14 protein-coding genes and 2 pseudogenes are annotated in these 19,407 nt (G+C 73.5%); 12 read left to right on the forward strand and 4 right to left on the reverse strand.

Features of this window, described 5'->3' with window-relative positions; all coding sequences use genetic code 11:
- Positions 1 to 310 precede the first annotated feature (310 nt).
- The gene (locus tag ACZ4VL_RS11080; RefSeq protein ID WP_468198391.1) at positions 311 to 2,710 is read right to left on the reverse strand and encodes a SulP family inorganic anion transporter; all 2,400 of its coding nucleotides are present in this window, start codon (positions 2,708 to 2,710) and stop codon (positions 311 to 313) included.
- Positions 2,711 to 2,975: 265 nt separating this feature from the next.
- Here ACZ4VL_RS11080 and ACZ4VL_RS11085 point away from each other — a divergent pair, with 265 nt between their 5' ends.
- Positions 2,976 to 4,304: a polysaccharide deacetylase family protein gene (locus tag ACZ4VL_RS11085; RefSeq protein WP_468198394.1), complete on the forward strand. Its 1,329-nt coding sequence runs from the start codon at positions 2,976 to 2,978 to the stop codon at positions 4,302 to 4,304.
- On the opposite strand, the gene ACZ4VL_RS11090 is transcribed toward ACZ4VL_RS11085, so the two are convergent.
- The gene (locus ACZ4VL_RS11090; RefSeq protein ID WP_468198396.1) at positions 4,246 to 5,289 is read right to left on the reverse strand and encodes an ATP-binding protein; all 1,044 of its coding nucleotides are present in this window, start codon (positions 5,287 to 5,289) and stop codon (positions 4,246 to 4,248) included. The genes ACZ4VL_RS11085 and ACZ4VL_RS11090 overlap by 59 nt on opposite strands.
- A 109-nt stretch (positions 5,290 to 5,398) precedes the next feature.
- On the opposite strand from ACZ4VL_RS11090, the gene ACZ4VL_RS11095 reads away from it, so the two are divergent.
- Positions 5,399 to 6,220 (forward strand): Fic family protein, encoded by an 822-nt coding sequence (locus tag ACZ4VL_RS11095; protein WP_468198398.1) that lies wholly within the window; start codon positions 5,399 to 5,401, stop codon positions 6,218 to 6,220.
- A gap of 463 nt (positions 6,221 to 6,683) precedes the next feature.
- Here ACZ4VL_RS11095 and ACZ4VL_RS11100 read toward each other — a convergent pair whose 3' ends face one another.
- Entirely contained in the window at positions 6,684 to 7,595 is a 912-nt protein-coding gene (locus ACZ4VL_RS11100; protein WP_468198400.1) for an HAD family hydrolase, read from the reverse strand.
- Positions 7,596 to 8,099: 504 nt separating this feature from the next.
- On the opposite strand from ACZ4VL_RS11100, the gene ssd reads away from it, so the two are divergent.
- The 7 genes and pseudogenes from ssd to ACZ4VL_RS11135 form a co-directional block, all read left to right on the forward strand.
- Complete coding sequence (ssd, locus tag ACZ4VL_RS11105) at positions 8,100 to 9,278, forward strand: septum site-determining protein Ssd (protein WP_468198585.1); 1,179 nt, start codon at positions 8,100 to 8,102, stop codon at positions 9,276 to 9,278.
- Entirely contained in the window at positions 9,275 to 10,423 is a 1,149-nt protein-coding gene (locus ACZ4VL_RS11110; RefSeq protein ID WP_468198402.1) for a TadA family conjugal transfer-associated ATPase, read from the forward strand. Before ssd ends, ACZ4VL_RS11110 begins: the two co-directional genes overlap by 4 nt.
- A 38-nt stretch (positions 10,424 to 10,461) precedes the next feature.
- Entirely contained in the window at positions 10,462 to 11,304 is an 843-nt protein-coding gene (locus ACZ4VL_RS11115) for a type II secretion system F family protein (RefSeq protein WP_468198587.1), read from the forward strand.
- Positions 11,304 to 12,083, forward strand: coding sequence for a type II secretion system F family protein (locus ACZ4VL_RS11120; RefSeq protein WP_468198404.1), 780 nt, complete (start codon positions 11,304 to 11,306; stop codon positions 12,081 to 12,083). The genes ACZ4VL_RS11115 and ACZ4VL_RS11120 overlap by 1 nt, the downstream gene beginning before the upstream one ends.
- A gap of 73 nt (positions 12,084 to 12,156) precedes the next feature.
- A complete protein-coding gene (locus tag ACZ4VL_RS11125) occupies positions 12,157 to 12,354 on the forward strand; it encodes a DUF4244 domain-containing protein (protein ID WP_468198406.1) in 198 nt (65 codons plus the stop codon).
- Positions 12,341 to 12,730, forward strand: coding sequence for a TadE family type IV pilus minor pilin (locus tag ACZ4VL_RS11130; protein WP_468198408.1), 390 nt, complete (start codon positions 12,341 to 12,343; stop codon positions 12,728 to 12,730). The genes ACZ4VL_RS11125 and ACZ4VL_RS11130 overlap by 14 nt, the downstream gene beginning before the upstream one ends.
- Positions 12,727 to 13,035: pseudogene (locus tag ACZ4VL_RS11135) on the forward strand (Rv3654c family TadE-like protein); the annotation flags it as partial. The gene ACZ4VL_RS11130 and the pseudogene ACZ4VL_RS11135, both read left to right, overlap by 4 nt.
- Before the next feature lie 146 nt (positions 13,036 to 13,181).
- Here the strand turns inward: ACZ4VL_RS11135 and ACZ4VL_RS11140 are convergent.
- A pseudogene (locus ACZ4VL_RS11140) lies at positions 13,182 to 15,533 on the reverse strand (DEAD/DEAH box helicase); the annotation flags it as partial.
- A gap of 162 nt (positions 15,534 to 15,695) precedes the next feature.
- Between ACZ4VL_RS11140 and bldG the strand changes: the two are divergent.
- The 3 genes from bldG to ACZ4VL_RS11155 all read left to right on the forward strand — a co-directional run bounded on the left by bldG (position 15,696) and on the right by ACZ4VL_RS11155 (position 19,275).
- A complete protein-coding gene (bldG, locus tag ACZ4VL_RS11145) occupies positions 15,696 to 16,037 on the forward strand; it encodes an anti-sigma factor antagonist BldG (RefSeq protein WP_030152678.1) in 342 nt (113 codons plus the stop codon).
- Between the two features lie 124 nt (positions 16,038 to 16,161).
- Complete coding sequence (locus tag ACZ4VL_RS11150; RefSeq protein ID WP_468198410.1) at positions 16,162 to 16,602, forward strand: ATP-binding protein; 441 nt, start codon at positions 16,162 to 16,164, stop codon at positions 16,600 to 16,602.
- Between the two features lie 267 nt (positions 16,603 to 16,869).
- Positions 16,870 to 19,275 carry a sodium-translocating pyrophosphatase gene (locus tag ACZ4VL_RS11155; RefSeq protein WP_468198412.1) on the forward strand — a complete coding sequence of 802 codons (2,406 nt, stop codon included), beginning with the start codon at positions 16,870 to 16,872 and terminating at the stop codon, positions 19,273 to 19,275.
- The last annotated feature ends 132 nt before the right edge of the window (positions 19,276 to 19,407 follow it).

The raw sequence follows: 19,407 nt of genomic DNA on the forward strand, positions 1-19,407 counted from the left end.
GCGTACGCCGCAGTCGTCACGTTCGCGGCGGCGGCCAGATCGGCAGGCGGTGCGAACCGCCGCTCCTCCTTGAGCAGATTGGCCAGGCTCTCGTTGCTCACGACATCTCCCTTTCCCAGGGTGTCCGTTGTGTCCCCGGGGCATAGCTCATCAGTCGGACGCCCAGGTGACAAGGGGTGGCCCAGAATTGGTTTAGACCTAGAGCACGCCGGGCCCACGCGCGCGAGTGGCCCCTTCCCGCTGCATGATGCGGAAAGGGGCCGACCGGTTGCGCGGATACGGGAGGGTATCGGGTCAGGCGGCTGTGGATTCAGGCGTGTTGGCCGACAGTGTCAAAAACCCGACAGTCGAAAAAATCCTCTCCCTCCGACAGCAGGTACGCCTGGGCCTCGCCCACGTGGAAGTACATGCCGTGCAGCTCCAGCGTGCCCTCGGCGAGCCGCCGCGCCACCGATTCGTGTGAGCGCAGGTGCTCCAGTTGCTGCACCACATTGGTCAGGCACAACTGTTCGACGGCGTCCGCGGGGAGCCGGCCCGAGATCCGGGCCCAGGCGTGGTGGCGGCTGTCCATCCGCCGCAGGCTGGGCATGCCGTGCCGCAGCCACCGGCCCAGCGGGGTCACCGGATCGCCCGGGGCCGAGGCGAGCAGGGCCTGCATGGCGCCGCATCCGGAGTGCCCGCAGACCGTGATGCTGTCCACCCGCAGCACGTCCACCGCGTACTCGATGGCCGCCGCGACCGAGTCGTCCGAGGTCTCGGCGCCCGGCAGGGGGACCAGGTTGCCCACGTTGCGGACGGTGAACAGGTCGCCGGGACCGCTGGCCGTGATCATGCTGGTCACGAGGCGGGAGTCCGCGCAGGTCAGGAACAGCTGCGAGGGCCGCTGCCCCTCCCGGGCCAGCCGGGCGAGCTCGGCGCGGACGTGCGGGGCGGTGTCGCGCTGGAAGGCGGTGATGCCGCTGGCCAGCCGGTTGGCGCCGTGGGTGCGCGGGGCCGGCGTCCGGTGGTCGCAGTGGTTCTTCCACGGGGTCCAGGGTCGGCAGCAGTGGTGGCCGTCCCGCTGGGTGCCGAGTTCGCCGCCGGCCCGGGGCGTGACGGCGTCCGGGCCGTCGGGATCCTGCCGGTCGAGGCCCTTCCCCCCGGCGCCCGGGTCGCCCCCGTCCTGACCGTCGACGCCCAGGGCCGCGGCGCCGTGGGCACCCCCCGCCGGGCGGCCCGTCACCTCCAGCGAGCCGCCGTGCGCCAGGTGGCAGTCCTGCCAGTCCTGGAGGGTCTCGTACGCGGCGTGGTCCATGAACGAACCGTCCAGCTGGACGACCACGTGCCCCCGGTGCGGGATCTGGTTCAGCGTCCGGCTCAGCCGCGGCACCGCGAGGAACGTCAACTGGCCGCGCACCCACACGCGGTGCTCGCCGTCCAGCTCCTCCACCGTGATCCGGGTGCGGGTCAGTCGGTGCAGGGCCACGGCCACGGCGACGGCGATCCCGATGGCGACGCCCTCCAGGACGCCGCCGAGCACCACGGCCACGACCGTGGCCGCGTAGACCAGGAACTCCCGGTGCCGGGTGACGTTGCGCATATGGGTGATGTTGACCATCTGTACGCCCACCGCCATGACGAGCGCGGCCAGCGCCGCCAGCGGGATCAGGTCGAGGACCGGGACCAGCAGCGCGGCCGCGAGCACCACCCACAGGCCGTGCAACATGGCCGATTTGCGACTGGTCGCCCCGGACTTGACGTTGGCCACGCTGCGCACGGCCACACCGGTGATCGGGAGCCCGCCGCAGGCTCCGGAGACGATGTTCGCCGCGCCCTGGCCGCGCAGCTCCCGGTCGAGGTGGGCGCGCGGGGGCCGGTCGGCCGTCCGCCGCTCGGAGGCGATCAGCTTGTCCGTGGCGACCGCGGACAGCAGGGACTCCACGCTGCCGACCAGGGTGATCGTCAGGACGGCGGCGACGAGTCCGAGCACCGGACCCTCGGGCAGCTCGGGCAGGGCGTGGCTGCTCCAGGACGGCAGGTCCACCCGCGGCAGGCTGAGCCCGGCCAGTGCCGCGCAGGCGGTGGCCGTGCCGACGGCGGCGAGCGCGGCCGGCACCTTGCGCAGGCACCGGCCCACCCGCCCCGGCAGCCGCGGCCAGCCGAGCAGGACGACCAGGGTCAGCACGCTGACGCCGAGCGCGGTCGGGTGGATGTCGGCCAACTGGCCGGGCAGGCCCGCGACGTTGGCCACGGCCGAGCTCTGCGGCGTACCGCCGAGGACGATGTGCAGTTGGGCCAGGGCGATCGTGACCCCGATGCCGGCCAGCATGCCGTGGACGATGGCGGGGCTCACCATCAGCGCGGAGCGGGCGGTGCGCAGGGCGGCGAGCGCGAGCTGGCAGCAGCCCGCGAGGACGGTGATGGCGCAGGTGGTGCGCCAGCCGTAGCGCTGGATCAACTCCGCGGTGACCACGGTGAGTCCGGCGGCGGGACCGCTCACCTGGAGCGGCGCGCCGCCCAGGCACCCGGCGACGATGCCGCCGGCGGCCGCGGCCACCAGGCCGGCCTGGAGCGGGGCGCCGGTGGCCAGTGCGATGCCGAGGGAGAGCGGCAGGGCGATCAGGAACACGGTGAGGGAGGCGGAGAGGTCCGCCGCGAAGTCTGTTCGGGGCTTCGTGCCGGGCGGGTCGCCGAGCTCGTCGGTGGGGCGCTTGGGGAAGGTGGCTGTCACGGGTCCCGTCTCCTCTGTGAGGGATGAAGCGGCGGGAAGTGGCGGGGATCGGTGGAAAAGCGTCAGAATTATCAACACTCAGTAAATGAAAGGTAATGGAGAGTAAAGGCCTGCGGAAGGTAATACGGGCAAATGGCCTAGAGAATCCCACCCACGGGTGATTAAGCATTTTGTACGGCTTGTCATACCGCCTCCGGGGCGGAGCGCGTGGGACGTTGCGCGCGGAAGCGAAGTCCCTCGGTCCAACTGGAGGAGAGGTGGACGGATGATCGCCGCCACGAAGAAGACCGCCGGCGGCCTGGCCGCCATGGTCCTGGTCCTGGGCGCCGCCGGCTGCAGCAGTTCGGAATCCGCCCGCCCCCAGGTGAAGAAGGGCGCCGCCGCCCCGCAGGCCCCCGGCAGCGTGAACCGGGCGATCGGCGACGGCTCGACCGCGTACACCGGCCCGCAGCCGAACGTGCAGAGGGTGCGGAGGCTGAAGTCCGGTGAGAAGCCGCCGCAGTTCGTGGTGTTCTCCTGGGACGGGGCGGGCGAGGACAGCCAGAGGCTGTTCTCCCACTTCCGTCAGGTCGGCAGGAAGTACAACGCGCGGATGACGTACTTCCTCAGCGGTCTGTACCTGCTCCCTGAGGAGAAACGTTCCCTCTACACCGCCCCGCAGCACGGGTCCGGCCGCTCCGACATCGGCTTCGGCGACCTCCAGAACATCAAGGACACCACCGTGCAGCTCCGCGCGGCATGGCTGGAGGGCAACGAGATCGGCACCCACTTCAACGGCCACTTCTGCGGACCCGACGGCGGCGTCGGCACCTGGTCCGTCGAGGAGTGGAAGAGCGAGATCGACCAGGCCAAGTCCTTCGTCAAGAACTGGAAGACCAACACGGGCGCGAAGGACATGGAGGCGCTCCCCTTCGACTACGACAAGGAGCTCATCGGCGCCCGCACGCCCTGCCTGGAGGGCCAGAAGAACTTCGTGCTCGCGGCCAAGGAGATGGGCGGTTTCCGCTACGACTCCAGCGGCATCGGCAAGCAGGTCTGGCCGAAGAAGACCGACGGCCTGTGGGACCTGCCGCTCCAGCTCGTGCCGCTGCCCGGTCGCGCCTTCGACACCCTGAGCATGGACTACAACTACATGGTCAACCAGTCCGGGACGACCACCCAGGGCGACCCCGCGCAGCACGCCTACTGGGGCAACCAGATGCGCGACGGTCTGCTCCAGGCCTTCGAGCGGGCCTACGCGGGCAACCGCGCCCCCCTGATCATCGGCAACCACTTCGAGTCCTGGAACGGCGGCACCTACATGCGCGCCGTCGAGGAGACCATCAAGACCACCTGCACCCGCCCGGAAGTCCGCTGCGTGCCCTTCCGCGAGCTCGCCGACTGGCTGGACGCGCAGGACCCGAAGGTCCTGGAGCGGCTGCGCACCCTCGACGTCGGCGAAGCACCGAAGGAGGGCTGGACGACGTTCCTGACGGCGGGGACGCCGGCCAAACCGCCCGCCCCTGCCGGGGTCAAGCCCAACGCCCCCGCCGGGGTCAAGCCGGCTGTGGAGCCGGACGCGGCGCCGGCTGCGGCGGATGCGGACGGGAGCTGAGCGCTCCCGCCGCGCCGCCGGCCTCCTCCCGCAGGACGAATCCGGGGTCGACCTGGGCCGCCAGGTCGACCCCGGTCTTCGTGTTGCCCCAGCTCTCCGCGTTCCGCAGGTGGAAGTGCACCATCTGCGCCGTGTACCGCTCCCAGTCGCGCAGGGCGTACGAGCCGTCGGCCGCCTCCCGCAGGACCTGCAGGGCCCGCCGGTTGTCCCCCTCCAGCTCCGCGAAGGCGGGCGGGCGCCCCTTCTCCATGGCCCGCACCCAGTCCGACTGGCCTACGGTGACCAGCAGGTCCTCGCCCACCTCGGCCCGCAGGAACGCGACGTCGTCCGCGCCCTGCACCTTGTTGCCGACCACCTTGAGCGCGATCCCGAAGTCCCGGGCGTACTCCTTGTACTGGCGGTAGACGGACACGCCCTTGCGCGTCGGCTCGGCGACCAGGAACGTCACGTCGAAGCGGGTGAACATGCCCGAGGCGAAGGAGTCCGAGCCGGCGGTCATGTCGACGACGACGTACTCGTCCGCCCCGTCGACCAGGTGGTTGAGGCACAGCTCCACCGCCCCGACCTTGGAGTGGTAGCAGGCCACGCCCAGGTCAGACTCGGTGAACGGCCCGGTCGCCATCAGCCGTACGGCCCTCCCGTCGAGGGCGACCGGGCGCGCGCAGGCCTCGTACACCGGGTTGTCCTCGGTCACCCGCAGCAGGCGCGAGCCGGCACCCGGCGGCGTCGTCTTGATCATCGAATCGGCCGACGCGATCCGCGGGTTGGAGCCCCGCAGGTATTCCTTGATCAGCGGGAGGTGTGCGCCGAGGGCCGGCAGCGCGGCCGCCTGGTCCTCGTCGAGGCCGAGGGCCGCGCCCAGGTGCTGGTTGATGTCGGCGTCCACCGCGACGACCGGCGCCCCGGTCGCGGCGAGGTGCCGGATGAACAGGGACGACAGCGTGGTCTTACCGCTGCCGCCCTTTCCCACGAAAGCGATCTTCATGTTCACGAAGCGTAGCCGCTCGATCGCACGGGGTGGCGTGAGCGAGTGAAGAAGACCACTCCAAGGAGGGGTCGGTGCTATGGGCGTGGAGTGCGTAGGCTCCCTACTTATGAGTAGCGCTGCCGACCCGCTGGCCGCCCTGGGTTCCCTCCCGGGTGTCGCCGAGACCGTGGACTCCGTACGCAAGGCCGTGGACCGGGTCTACGGGCACCGGATCATGCGCCGCCGCAGCGCGGAGCTCGCCTCCGAGGCCGCCCTGCGCGGGTCCCGCGGGAGCGCCGCGCTGTCCGGGGCGGACTGGGCGTTGGAGGAGGTGCGCCGCCGGACCGACTTCGGCGCGGACCCCGAGGCGCGCACCGTCGGCGCCGCCCTGCGGCTCACGGCCGAGGCCGGGCAGCTGCTGAGCATCTGGCGGCAGTCGCCGCTGCGCGTGCTCGCCCGCCTGCACCTGGTCGCCTCCGGGTCGACGGCCGACGGCGACGTGGTGGGCCGGCCCCGGCTGGCCGGCGAGCCGGTGGACGAGCCCCTGGTCGAGCTGCCGCTGCCGTCCGCCGACGAGGTCGCCGGCCGGCTCGACGGCCTGTCGGGGCTGGTGCTCGCGGGTACCGCGGCCCCGGCGCTGGTGCTGTCGGCGGTGGTGCACGGGGAGCTGCTCGCGCTGCGCCCGTTCGCCTCGTACAACGGGCTGATCGCGCGGACGGCCGAGCGCATCGTGCTGATCAACAGCGGTCTCGACCCGAAGGCGGTCTGCCCGACCGAGGTCGGTCACGCGGAGCTGGGGCGGGAGGCCTACCTGGCTGCCTTCGAGGGCTACCTGTCCGGGACCCCGGAGGGCATGGCGCGGTGGATCGCGCACTGCGGGCGGGCCGTGGAGCTGGGCGCCCGCGAGACGACGGCGGTCTGCGAGGCCCTGCAGCGCGGCGCGGCGTAAGGGCCCGTACGCGTCCTTGCCGCGTCCGTGCGCGTCGTGACGGGTCCGGACACAGGGTTGCGGCGACACCGTCTTGCTTTGGTGTCGCCGCTGGCATTCACGCCCAGTTACCAAGCGTCCTCGATATGTGCCCATCAGGTCGGGGTCTTTGCCCGGTTACCTGGTGCGGCTGGCCCGTAATCGACGGGTCGACGTCGCGTGGGTGCTCGGCGTTCCTGCAATCGGTCCGTGGGCCTCTACTGCGTTCTTAAAGATGATCCTCTCGGATGTTCTTCGGTCTCGCGGGCCGTGACTCCTTTGTACTCCGCTTCGGTGACAAGCGGAACCCCTGGCTACTTTTTTTACTTTCCAGGATGATCACGGGCGAACCGGACATGCGGTGTCGGTGCAGGTCAGGGCCCCGGGCCGACCGCGGTGGACCGGCTCGGGGGCGTCTGCGGGCCGGGCGGAGGCCGGCCGCGGCTCAGGCGGAGACGGCCGCTGCTGCGGCGGCGCCCGCGGCTGCAGCGGCGGCTGCGGCCAGCGCACCGGAGCGGCGCCGGTTCGCGTACCAGACGAGCCCGGCGGTGGCCGCGGCCGCGCCCACCGCTGCCGCGGCGACCAGCGCCGGGCGGGCGGGCATGGACAGCCCGGGGAGTCGCTGCTTCAGCCGCACCGGCCGGTTGAAGACCAGCACCGGCCACTCGCGGGCCACCGCCTCGCGCCGCAGGGCGCGGTCGGGGTTGACGGCGTGCGGATGCCCGACCGCCTCCAGCATGGGGATGTCGGTGACCGAGTCGCTGTACGCGTAGCACCGGGACAGGTCGTAGCCCTCGGACTCCGCCAGTTCCCGCACGGCCTCGGCCTTGGTGGGGCCGTAGGCGTAGTACTCGATCTCGCCGGTGAAGCAGCCGTCCTCGCCGATGACCATCCGGGTGGCGACGACCCGGTCCGCGCCGAGCATCTCGCCGATGGGCTCGACCACCTCTGCACCGGACGTCGAGACGATCACGACGTCGCGGCCCGCGGTGTGGTGGGTCTCGATGAGGGACGCGGCCTCGTCGTAGATCAGCGGGTCGATGAGGTCGTGCAGCGTTTCGGCGACGATCTCGCGCACCTGCTGCACGTTCCAGCCCTTGCAGAGCCCGGACAGGTACTCCCGCATCCGCTCCATCTGGTCGTGGTCGGCGCCGCCGACCAGGTAGATGAACTGGGTGTAGGCGGTGCGGAGTACGGCCCGGCGGTTGATCAGACCGCCGTGGTAGAAGGACTTGCTGAACGTCAGCGTGCTTGACTTCGCAATGACCGTCTTGTCCAGGTCGAAGAAGGCTGCGGTACGGGGCGACGAGTGCGGCAAGGGCTGGATTTCCACGCCCCGAGCATATGCGCCCACCATTCGGCGTAAGGTGTGGCGCGTGGGTTTGCCTGAGAAGGCTCTCGGGTACACCATGGAAGTCACGGATCGTTCGCGACCGTGCTAACCCGGTCTGGCTCCTCCCCCCCCGAGTCGGACCGTGGGGACGACCCCCGCTCTCCCCCCCGGCGGGGGTCGTCGCATGTCCGGACGCGGTTCGCGTCCCCGCCTCCAGTGTCGAGCGTCCATTCCCCCGGCCCTCCTTCCTCGGTGGGCCTGCGCAGTGGAGGCCCTCACCCCTTCAGACTCGTCACGGTGCGTAGTGGTTCCGCCGCGCTCCGGAACTCACCTGTTGGAGTGACGGAGTTATTCACAAGGCTCCCGTTGTCCACGGTTTTCGCGCAAGATCCACTTCTTTTTCCGGATCCCTGCACGGTGATTCCGGCCGCGAAGTCCGCGGCGCCGGCATTTTGCCGCGAGAAGGGGGCGGAGATCGTGGCTGGATCGAAGTCGTGTGAACTGCGCGAGCGCGTCGGATCGGACGGAATGAGGCCGGTGGCACCGGAGGGCGGGCCAGGGCCCGCCGGCGGCCGGCCGCTGATCGTCACCGAGGACCCGCTGCTCCTCGACGACCTGCTGAGGCTGTGCGCGGCGGCCGGCGCCGAGCCGCACGTGCAGCACTCCCTGCCGGGGCCAAGCGGAGGCGGCGGCGAAGGCGTCGGCGGGGGCGCCGCCGGGCCACCGGGAGGCACCGCGGGCGCGGCCGGAAACATCGGGTGGGAGTCCGCGCCGCTCGTCCTCGTCGGGGACGACGCCGCCCGCAGGGTGCGCGGAGTGCCGCGCCGGCCCGGAGTCCTGCTCGTCGGCCGGGACGTGGACGACCCCCTCGTATGGCAGCGCGCCGTGGAGATCGGCGCCGAGGAGGTGCTGAGGCTCCCCGACGCCGAGAGCCTGCTCGTCGACCGCATCGCGGACGTGGTCGAAGGCGCCGGGCGGAGCGCCCTGGCCGTCGGGGTCATCGGCGGCAGCGGCGGCGCCGGGGCCTCCACCCTCGCCTGCGCCCTGGCCGTCCGGGCCGCCCGGGCCGGCGAGCGGACCATCCTCATCGACGGCGACCCGCTCGGCGGCGGCATGGACGTGCTGCTCGGCGGCGAAAGCGCCGAGGGGCTGCGCTGGCCGGACCTCGCCGGCTCCCGCGGCCGGGTCGGCGCGGGGGCGCTGGAGGAGTCCCTGCCCGAATTGCACGCGCTGCGCGTGCTGAGCTGGGACCGCGGGGACCGGGTGGTGGTGCCGCCCGCCGCGATGCGCTCGGTGGTCGCCGCCGCCCGCCGCCGGGGCGGGGTCGTCGTGGTGGACCTGCCCCGCCGGGTGGACGAGGCCGTCGCCGAGGCGCTGGCCCAGCTCGACCTGGTGCTGCTGGTCGTCCCGGGCGAGCTGCGGGCGGTGGCCGCGGCGGGCCGGGTCGCGGCCGGCGTGCGGATGGCCGCCCGCGACGTGCGCGTGGTCGTACGGGGCCGGCCGCCGGGCGGGCTCGACGCCGAAGCGGTGGCTGGGCTGCTCGGGGTGCCGCTGGCCGGAGAGGTACCGGTCGAGGTGGGCCTGCCGGGGCGGGTCGCCGAGGGGGAACCGCCGGGCGGGCACGGGCGGGGTGCGCTGGCCCGGTTCTGCGACGGCTTCTGGCGGCGGGTCCTCGTCCCGGCCGCCGAGCGGGGGGTGACGGCATGAGCACCGTACTGCTGGACGCGGTGCGCCGGCGGCTCGCCGAGACCGGCGCGGAACCGACCCCGGCCCGGGTGGCGGCGGCCCTGCGGGCCCAGGGACGGCTGCTGGGGGACGCGGAGGTGCTGGGTGCCGCGGCCGAGCTGCGGTCCGAACTGGTCGGCGCGGGCCCGCTGGAGGCGCTGCTCGCCGATCCGGAGGTCACCGACGTGCTGGTGGCGGCCCCGGACCGGGTGTGGGTGGACCGGGGTGGCGGGCTGGAACTGACCGGGGTGACCTTCGCCGACGGCGACGCCGTGCGCCGGCTCGCCCAGCGGCTGGCCGCGGTCGCGGGGCGCCGCCTGGACGACGCCCGCCCCTGGGTGGACGCCCGTATGCCCGACGGCACCCGGCTGCATGCGGTGCTGCCGCCGGTGGCGGTCGGCTCGGCCTGCCTGTCGCTGCGGGTGGTCCGGCCTCGGGCGTTCACCCTGGACGAGCTGGTCGCGGCGGGGACGCTGCCGCCCGGCGGCCAACAACTGCTGCGGGACATGGTGGAGGCCCGGCTGTCGTTCCTCGTCTCCGGCGGGACCGGCACGGGCAAGACCACCCTGCTCAGCGCCCTGCTGGGGCTGGTCGGACCGGGCGAGCGGATCGTCCTCGCCGAGGATTCGGCCGAGTTGCGCCCCGACCACCCCCATGTGGTGCGGCTGGAGACCCGGCCCGCCAACCAGGAGGGCGCGGGCCTGGTCACCCTGGCGGACCTGGTCCGGCAGGCGCTGCGGATGCGGCCCGACCGGCTGGTCGTCGGCGAGGTCCGGGGCAGCGAAGTGGCGGACCTCCTGGCCGCGTTGAACACGGGCCACGAGGGCGGCTGCGGCACGGTCCACGCGAATGCCGCCGGGCACGTCCCGGCCCGGCTGGAGGCCCTCGGAACCGCCGCGGGCCTCGACCGGGCCGCCCTGCACAGCCAGTTGGCGGCCGCGCTGACCCTGGTGATCCACCTGGTCCGGGACCGGGCCGGGCGGCGCCGGGTGGCCGAGGTGCACGTGCTGGAGCGGGACGCCGCCGGGCTGGTGGTCACCGTACCGGCGCTGCGCTGGTCGGCCCGCGGGTTCGTGCGGGAGCCCGGCTGGGCGCGGCTGCGCCCGCTGCTGGGAGGTGCGCGGTGACCGGGGCGGGGGCGGTGCCGGTGCCCGTGTTCGCCGGGATGCTGTGCGCCGGGACGGCCGCCTGGGCGCTGGCCGGGGGCGACCGGGTGTCCCGGCGGGCCCGGGTGGTCCTCGCAGGAGGCGTGCCGGCGGTGCCCGGCGGACCGGTGTACGGGGAGCGGCTGGTGGCGGCCGTCCGGGTGCGGGCCGCGCGCTGGCGGGAGTGGGCCTGCCTCGGGGTCGGGCTCGTGGTCGCCCTGCTGGGCGGCTCGGTGATCCCGCTGGTGGCCGGCGCCGCGGCGGTGCCCCTCGTGCGGCGCTGGCTCGGCGCCCGGGAGCGGGAGCGGGAGCGGTCCGCCCGGGCCGCCGAGGTGATCGCGCTGTGCGGGGCCGCGGTGGGTGAGCTGCGGGCCGGGGCCCAGCCCGGGCAGGCCCTGATGGCGGCGCTGCGCCGGACGGCCGCGGGCCCGGGCGGGCCGGGAGCGGCGGAGACGGCCGTGCTGGCCGCCGCCGCGTTCGGCGGGGACGTGCCCGCCGCCCTGCGCCAGGCGGCCCGGGAGCCCGGAGCCGAAGGGCTGGCCGGGATGGCCGCCTGCTGGCGGATCTCGGTGGACGGCGGCGCGGGCCTGGCCGCCGGGCTCGACCGGTTGGAAGGAGCGTTGCGGGCCGAGCGGGACCGGCGCGAGGCCCTGCGCGCCCAGCTGGCCGGAGCCAGGTCGACGACGGCGGTGCTCGCCCTGCTGCCGCTGGTCGGGCTGCTGATCGGCACCGGGCTCGGGGCGGATCCGCTGCGCGTCCTGCTGCACACGCCGGTCGGGTGGGGCTGCCTGCTGGCCGGCGGGGTGCTGGAGGGGCTGGGGCTGCTGTGGTGCCGGCGGATCGTACGGGCGGGGGAGCGGTGATGGGGGTGCTCGGCGTCCACGGCCTGGGGACGGCGCTGTGCCTGGCGGTGGCGGTGTCCGGCGTGGTTTCCGCGGTCGCCGCGCACCTTCGGGCGCGGGCGGCCCGCCGCAGGGTCGCCGCGCTGCTGTCGGCGGGGCCCCGGCGGCGCCGACCGGTTCCCGGGGCGCGGATACGGGGCCTCGCGGCCGCGTGGTGCGGTCCTGCGGGGGCGCTGCTGGTGGCGTGGATGCTGGTCGGCGGAGTGCCGGGAGCAGCGGTGGGCTGCGCCGCGGCGTCGGGGGTGTGGTGGCTGCGCCGCCGGACGCCCCGGGGACCGGCCGGGGCCGCGGCGGAGGAGGCGGAGCGTCAGCTGCCGTTCGCCGCCGATCTGTTGGCCGCCTGCCTCGCGGCCGGGGCCGGTCCGGTGGAGGCCGCGGAAGCGGTGGGGGAGTCGCTGGGCGGCCCGGTCGGCGAGCAGCTGGCGCTGGCCGGGGCCGAGGTGCGGCTCGGCGGTGAACCGGGCGCGGCCTGGGGGAGGGTGGCGCGGATACCGGGTGCGGCAGCCCTCGCCGCCTGCCTGGAGCGGGCCGCGCGGACGGGCGCGCCGGCGGCGGAGCCGGTCGCACGGCTGGCGACGGCCCTGCGGGAGGAGCGGTCCCGGAGGGCGGCCGCACGGGCGCAACGGGCGGCGGTGCTCGTCACCGCACCGGTGGGGCTGTGTTTCCTTCCCGCGTTCCTTGCGGTCGGAGTGGCGCCCGTGGTGATCGGAATGGCCTCGGGCCTTCTCTCCGGAACGTGAGATCACGAAACGCGTCCGGTGTGGAAATCAGAACTGAGATCACGTCAAGAACGAATATCAGACGGAGGTTGTCATGAGGATCATCTGGTTTCGTGTGCGGGCGGCGCTGAGCGGCCGGGCGGGCGATGCGGGGATGTCCACTTCCGAATACGCCATGGGCACGATCGCGGCCTGTGCATTCGCGGCCGTTCTGTACAAGGTGGTGACGAGCGACGTGGTGTCCACGGCACTCCAGTCGACCATCGGGAAGGCGCTCGATGTGCCGTTCTGAGGGAATGCGGCGGCGTGTCGGCGGCCGGGGGAGCGACCGGGGATATGTGACGGCCGAGGCGGCGTTGGTCATTCCCGCGCTGGTGCTGTTCGCGGCGCTGCTGGTGTGGGCTCTGATGGCCGCGGCCGCGCAGATCCGCTGTGTGGACGCGGCCCGGGCCGGCGCCCGGGCGGCGGCCCGGTCGGAGCCCGTGGAGCGGGCGGTGGCGGCGGCCCGGGCGGCTGCTCCGCCGGGGGCCGAGGTGGCGCTGGAACGGGAGGGGGACCTGTGGCGGGTACGGGTGGCGGCCCCGCCACCCGGGCCGGGCGGGCTGCCGGTACGGCTCGGGGCGCAGGCGGTGGCCCTGGCCGAGGACAGCGTGGGGCCGCCGCCATGAGGGACGACCGGGGTTCGGCCACCGTGTGGGCGGCGCTGGTGGCGACCGTGCTGGGAGCGGTGTTCGGCGGGGTGCTCCTGCTCGGGCAAGCGGTGATTTTGCGCCACCGTGCGGCGGCCGCCGCGGACCTGGCGGCCCTGGCCGCGGCGGCCACCTGGGCGCACGGCCCGGAGACCGCCTGCGGCGCCGCCCGCAGGGTGGCCCGGGCCCAGGCCGCCGACCTGTCCGCCTGCGTCCTCCGGGGCGAGGTGGCCGAGGTGACCGCCCGCCCCGCGGCCGGCCCCTTCCGGCCCGTGGTCACCGCCCGGGCCGGCCCGCCCGAGGCCGCCGCCGACCCGGACGCGCCACCGGCCGGCCCCGCCCCGGGCCCGCCGCCGCAGGACACGGGTGCGGGCCGGGGCCCGTCGTCGGGCGGGGCGGGGGCCGGCCGCGGGGTTCAGCCGGGCGTGGACAGCAGACGGGTCAGCAGGCGGACGGCGCCGCGCTTGTGGAGGGGGTCGTTCCCGTTGCCGCACTTGGGGGACTGGATGCAGGACGGGCAGCCGGCCTCGCACTCGCAGGCGGCGATGGCGTCGCGGGTGGCCGTCAGCCAGGCCCGGGCGGTGTGGAAGGCCCGCTCGGCGAATCCGGCCCCGCCGGGGTGGCCGTCGTACACGAAGACGGTGGGCAGCAGGGTGTCCGGGTGCAGCGGGACGGAGACGCCGCCGATGTCCCAGCGGTCGCAGGTGGCGAAGAGCGGGAGCAGGCCGATGGAGGCGTGCTCGGCGGCGTGCAGGGCGCCGCCGAGGATCTCCGGGCCGATCCGGGCCTCGTCGAGCTGGTCCTCGGTCACGGTCCACCACACGGCCCGCGTGCGCAGGGTGCGCGGGGGCAGGTCCAGCTTGGCCTCGCCGAGCACCTCGCCGGTGATCAGCTTGCGGCGGAGGTAGGAGACCACCTGGTTGGTGACCTCCACCGAGCCGTAGCAGAGCCGGGCGTCCCCCCACGGGATCTCGGTCTCGGTCTCCAGGACGGAGACGGACGTGGTGTCCCGGGCGGTGGTGGAGAACGGCGGGTTGGCCTCCTCGACCAGGGCGACGGAGTCCTCCAGGTCCAGCCGCTGCACCAGGTAGGTGCGGCCCTGGTGGAGGTGGACGGCGCCGTCGTGGACGGCGGTGTGTGCCGCGGACTCGTCGACCGTGCCCAGCAGGCGCCCGGTGGCGGACTCGACGATCTGCACCGGGCGGCCGCCCCCGCCCCGGATGTCGGTCAGGTCCGACGCCCGTTCCCGGCGGGTCCAGTGCCAGGCCGTGGCCCGGCGGCGCAGCAGCCGCGCCGCCTCCAGCTGGGGCAGCAGGCCCGCGGCCGCCGGGCCGAACAGGGCCAGGTCGCCCTCGGTCAGCGGGGTCTCGGCGGCGGCCGCGCACAGGTGCGGGGCGAGGACGTACGGGTTGTCCGGGTCCAGGACCGTGGCCTCCACCGGCCGGCGGAAGAGGGCCTCCGGATGGTGGACGAGGTAGGTGTCCAGCGGGTCGTCCCGGGCGATCAGCACGGCCAGGGCCCCCTGCCCGGCGCGCCCGGCCCGGCCCGCCTGCTGCCACAGCGAGGCCCGGGTCCCGGGGTAGCCGGTGATCAGGACGGCGTCCAGGCCGGCGACGTCCACGCCCAGCTCCAGGGCGGTGGTGGCGGCCAGGCCGAGCAGGTCGCCGGAGTGCAGGGCCCGCTCCAGGGCGCGGCGCTCCTCGGGCAGGTAGCCGCCCCGGTAGGCCGCGACCCGGCCGGGCAGGGACCGGTCCACCTCGGCGAGCCGCTCCTGGGCGATCACCGAGATCAGCTCCGCCCCGCGCCGGGAGCGGACGAAGGCCACCGTACGGACGCCCTGGACGACCAGGTCGGTCAGCAGGTCGGCGGTCTCCGCCGTGGCGGTGCGGCGCACCGGCGCGCCCTTCTCGCCCCGCAGGTCGGTCAGCGGCGGCTCCCACAGGGCGAAGACCAGCTCCCCGCGCGGCGAGGCGTCGTCGGCGACCTCGGTGACCGGGAGGCCGGTCAGCCGGGACGCGGCGGCCGCAGGGTCGCTCGCGGTGGCGGAGGCCAGCAGGAAGACCGGCTCGGCGCCGTAGCGGGCGCACAGCCGCCGCAGCCGCCGCAGCACCTGGGCCACGTGGGAGCCGAATACGCCCCGGTAGGTGTGGCACTCGTCGACGACCACGTAGCGCAGGGCGCGCAGGAAGGAGGACCAGCGGGGGTGCCCGGGCAGGATCGCGCGGTGCAGCATGTCGGGGTTGGTCAGGACGTAGTTCGCGTACTGGCGGACCCATTCGCGTTCCTCGAACGGCGTGTCGCCGTCGTAGACGGCGGGCCGGACCGCGTTGCCCAGCGGCGCGGCGAGCTCGCGGACGGAGCGCCGCTGGTCGGCGGCCAGAGCTTTGGTCGGGGCCAGGTAGAGGGCGGTGGCCCCCCTGCCGTTGGGGGCCTCGGCGCCGTCCGCGAGCGCGGAGAGCACGGGCGCGAGATAGGCCAGCGACTTGCCGGACGCGGTGCCGGTGGCGACGACCACGGACTCGCCGTCCAGGGCGTGCTCGGCGGCCGCGGCCTGGTGTTCCCACGGGTGTTCGATCCCGGCGGCCCTGATGGCGGCTACTACATCCGTTCGGATGCGGTCGGGCCACACGGCATGACGACCCTCCCGGCGGGGCAAGTGCTCCGTATGGGTGATGCGCGCAGCTCGAAAAGACCCCCGTGACAGACGGTCCAGAACCGTGTCGGGAGCGGGTCGCGGGTCCTCGGGTGCCGTGGGACGACCGGGGCGGTGAATATTGGCCATTGGAACCGAGTGTGTCACCGGCGTGCGGGACAATGGTCAGAAGGCGTCGTGCGCGCCTGCCGGTAAGTGATTGAATGCCATCGCGGCAGCCAATCCCTCCCCCGCTCTCGGGTGGGGAGGCCCCTGGGGGGCGCCGCTCGATAGCAAGGTGCTGGAGGATCCGTGGACCTGTCCCTGTCGACTCGCACTGTCGGCGACCGCACGGTCGTGGAGGTCGGTGGCGAGATTGATGTGTATACCGCGCCCAAGCTGCGCGAGCAGTTGGTCGAGTTGGTGAACGACGGCAGCTACCACCTGGTCGTCGACATGGAGCGGGTGGACTTCCTCGACTCCACCGGCCTCGGTGTGCTCGTCGGAGGCCTCAAGCGCGTCCGTGCGCACGAGGGCTCGCTGCGCCTCGTGTGCAACCAGGAGCGCATCCTGAAGATTTTCCGTATCACCGGCCTGACCAAGGTGTTCCCGATCCACACGACGGTGGAGGACGCCGTCGCCGCCACCGACTGACGAGCTCCGCCCCCGGTGCGCCGCGTGGCGGCCCACCGGGGGAGCGAGCCGAAGAGGAGCGGGGGCGCGGGCCGTGGGCGGTCCGGGCCCCTGTAAGGCACGCCCGTAGTCCGAGGGGGACGCAATGGCCACCGTTGAACTGCGCTTCAGCGCCCAGCCCGAGCACGTCCGGACGGCCCGCCTGGTCGCGGCCGCCGTGGCCCGGCGGGCCGGCGTGGAAGAGGCCGTGCTCGACGAGGTCCGCCTGGCTGTGGGCGAGGCCTGCTCGCGCGCCGTCGGCCTGCACGTCAGCAACGGTCTGACCGCGCCCGTGCGGGTCGTCCTGACCGAGGAGGAGAAGCTGTTCTCCATCGAGGTCGGCGACGAGGTCCCCGGGCCCGGCGGAGGGCCGGGAGGCACCGTGCCCGGGCTCGACGCCGCCCTGGACCCGGATGCGGACACCGAGGACGAGATGGGGCTCGCCGTGATCAGCGGGCTCGTCGACGACGTCGAGGTGACGAGCAGTGAACGGGGCGGAACCATCCGGATGAGCTGGCCCGTTTCGGCGAACCCCGAACTCTCCTAGCCCTGGCCCCGCGCCACCCCGGCGTATTATTCGATCTTATTCAAGGCCCTGCTGAGCAGGGCCTTTTTCATGCCCCGGCGCAATTCCTAGATCGATGACCATGTGTCAATGCCTTTGCCCCATTACCCCTTTCGGGGGTAATGGAGTGACAGGATCTATTGGTGGGGAGCGAGAGCAGGCCAATTCCGTTTCCCGCGCACTGTTTTGCTCGGGACCGGCTCCCTACAATCCGTCCACATCTTGAGCTCATCACGTCAAGGAGGACGAATGACGGGGCTCTTCACCCCTGAAGCGCCGGACGGCACAGCCGATCTGGCCGCTGCGGTACTCACCGATGACAATCGGCTCATCGTGATGGTGATCGCGGCCGTGGCAATTGCCGCACTCGTCGTCGCGCAGGTCCTGGTCCGCCAGGTCCTCGCGGCCGACGAGGGAACCGACAGCATGAAGAAGATCGCCGCCGCCGTGCAGGAAGGCGCCAACGCCTATCTGGGCCGGCAACTGCGCACCCTCGGCATCTTCGCCGTCGTCGTGTTCTTCCTACTGTTCCTGCTGCCCGCCGACGACTGGGCGCAGCGGGCGGGCCGCTCCGCCTTCTTCCTCGTCGGCGCACTCTTCTCGGCGACCACCGGCTACATCGGCATGCGCCTCGCGGTCCGTGCCAACGTCCGTGTCGCCGCCGCCGCCCGCGAGGCCACCCCCGCCGAGGGCGAGCCCGCCAAGGACCTCACCGACGTCTCCCACAAGGCCATGCGGATCGCGTTCCGCACGGGCGGGGTCGTCGGCATGTTCACCGTCGGCCTCGGCCTCCTCGGCGCCTCGTGCGTCGTCCTGGTCTACGCGGCCGACGCCCCGAAGGTCCTGGAGGGCTTCGGCCTCGGCGCCGCCCTGATCGCGATGTTCATGCGCGTCGGCGGCGGCATCTTCACCAAGGCCGCCGACGTCGGCGCCGACCTGGTCGGCAAGGTCGAGCAGGGCATTCCGGAGGACGACCCGCGCAATGCCGCGACCATCGCCGACAATGTGGGCGACAACGTCGGCGACTGCGCCGGCATGGCGGCCGACCTCTTCGAGTCGTACGCGGTGACCCTCGTGGCCGCCCTCATCCTCGGCAAGGCCGCCTTCGGCGACCTGGGCCTGGCCTTCCCGCTGATCGTGCCCGCCATCGGCGTCGTCACCGCGATGATCGGCATCTTCGCGGTCTCCCCGCGCCGTTCCGACCGCAGCGGCATGGCCGCCATCAACCGCGGCTTCTTCATCTCCGCCGTGATCTCCCTGGTGCTCGTCGCCATCGCCGTCTACGTCTACCTGCCGGCCACGTACCAGGACCTCGCCGGCGTCGAGAACCCGGCGATCACCCAGCACTCCGGCGACCCGCGGGTCCTCGCCCTCGTCGCCGTCGCCATCGGCATCGTGCTGGCCGCCCTGATCCAGCAGCTCACCGGCTACTTCACCGAGACCAGCCGCCGTCCCGTCCGGGACATCGGCAAGTCCGCGCTGACCGGCCCCGCCACGGTCGTCCTCGCCGGCATCTCCGTCGGCCTGGAGTCCGCCGTCTACACGGCGCTGCTCATCGGCCTCGGCGTCTACGGTGCCTTCCTGCTCGGCGGCACCTCGATCATGCTCGCGCTCTTCGCGGTGGCCCTGGCCGGCACCGGCCTGCTCACCACCGTCGGCGTGATCGTCGCCATGGACACCTTCGGGCCCGTCTCCGACAACGCCCAGGGCATCGCCGAGATGTCCGGCGACGTCGAGGGCGCCGGTGCGCAGGTCCTGACCGACCTCGACGCCGTCGGCAACACCACCAAGGCCATCACCAAGGGCATCGCCATCGCCACGGCCGTGCTCGCCGCCGCCGCGCTGTTCGGCTCGTACAACGACGCCATCTCCACCGCGGTGAAGGAGGTCGGCGCCAAGGCCGGGGAGATGAACCTCAGCCTCGACATCGCCCAGCCCAACAACCTCGTCGGGCTGGTCCTCGGCGCGGCGGTGGTGTTCCTGTTCTCCGGCCTCGCCATCAACGCGGTGTCCCGCTCCGCGGGCGCCGTGGTCTACGAGGTGCGCCGCCAGTTCCGCGAGCGCCCCGGAATCATGGACTACACCGAGAAGCCCGAGTACGGCCGCGTCGTGGACATCTGCACCAAGGACGCGCTGCGCGAGCTCGCCACCCCCGGTCTGCTCGCCGTCATGGCGCCCATCGCGGTCGGCTTCGTCCTCGGCGTGGGCGCGCTCGGCGCGTACCTCGCGGGCGCGATCGGCTGCGGCACGCTGATGGCCGTCTTCCTGGCCAACTCCGGCGGCGCCTGGGACAACGCCAAGAAGCTCGTCGAGGACGGCCACCACGGCGGCAAGGGCAGCGAGGCCCACGCCGCGACCGTCATCGGCGACACCGTCGGCGACCCGTTCAAGGACACCGCCGGCCCCGCGATCAACCCGCTGCTCAAGGTCATGAACCTGGTGGCGCTGCTGATCGCGCCGGCCGTCGTGCAGTTCAGCTACGGCGCCGACACCAGCCCGACCGTCCGCGCGATCGTCGCGGCCGTCGCCATCACCGTGATCGTCGTCGCCGTGTACGTCTCCAAGCGGCGCGGCATCGCGGTCGGCGACGGGGGCGACGGAACCGGGACCGAGCGGGTGGCGCAGCAGCCGGCCGACCCCGCGGTCGTGTCCTGACACGCCGCGTTTCCCCGGAGGATCGAAGGCACGTCCGAACGGCGGGCGGGCGGCGCGGACTGACGCGCTGTCCGTCCGCCGTTCTGCGTCGTCCGACGGGGGACGTGTATCTTCCGGGCCGAAAGAGCCTGC

The sequence above is a fragment of the Streptomyces sp. NPDC029014 genome (assembly GCF_055564695.1).

Excerpts from the sequence above, each read along its gene's own strand:
- ACZ4VL_RS11085 (WP_468198394.1), top strand. The coding sequence starts at position 2,976 with ATGATCGCCGCCACGAAGAAGACCGCCGGCGGCCTGGCCGCCATGGTC.
- ACZ4VL_RS11090 (WP_468198396.1), bottom strand. The coding sequence starts at position 5,289 with ATGAAGATCGCTTTCGTGGGAAAGGGCGGCAGCGGTAAGACCACGCTG.
- ACZ4VL_RS11095 (WP_468198398.1), top strand. The coding sequence starts at position 5,399 with ATGAGTAGCGCTGCCGACCCGCTGGCCGCCCTGGGTTCCCTCCCGGGT.
- ACZ4VL_RS11100 (WP_468198400.1), bottom strand. The coding sequence starts at position 7,595 with ATGGTGGGCGCATATGCTCGGGGCGTGGAAATCCAGCCCTTGCCGCAC.
- ssd (WP_468198585.1), top strand. The coding sequence starts at position 8,100 with ATGAGGCCGGTGGCACCGGAGGGCGGGCCAGGGCCCGCCGGCGGCCGG.
- ACZ4VL_RS11110 (WP_468198402.1), top strand. The coding sequence starts at position 9,275 with ATGAGCACCGTACTGCTGGACGCGGTGCGCCGGCGGCTCGCCGAGACC.
- ACZ4VL_RS11115 (WP_468198587.1), top strand. The coding sequence starts at position 10,462 with ATGCTGTGCGCCGGGACGGCCGCCTGGGCGCTGGCCGGGGGCGACCGG.
- ACZ4VL_RS11120 (WP_468198404.1), top strand. The coding sequence starts at position 11,304 with ATGGGGGTGCTCGGCGTCCACGGCCTGGGGACGGCGCTGTGCCTGGCG.
- ACZ4VL_RS11125 (WP_468198406.1), top strand. The coding sequence starts at position 12,157 with ATGAGGATCATCTGGTTTCGTGTGCGGGCGGCGCTGAGCGGCCGGGCG.
- ACZ4VL_RS11130 (WP_468198408.1), top strand. The coding sequence starts at position 12,341 with ATGTGCCGTTCTGAGGGAATGCGGCGGCGTGTCGGCGGCCGGGGGAGC.
- ACZ4VL_RS11150 (WP_468198410.1), top strand. The coding sequence starts at position 16,162 with ATGGCCACCGTTGAACTGCGCTTCAGCGCCCAGCCCGAGCACGTCCGG.
- ACZ4VL_RS11155 (WP_468198412.1), top strand. The coding sequence starts at position 16,870 with ATGACGGGGCTCTTCACCCCTGAAGCGCCGGACGGCACAGCCGATCTG.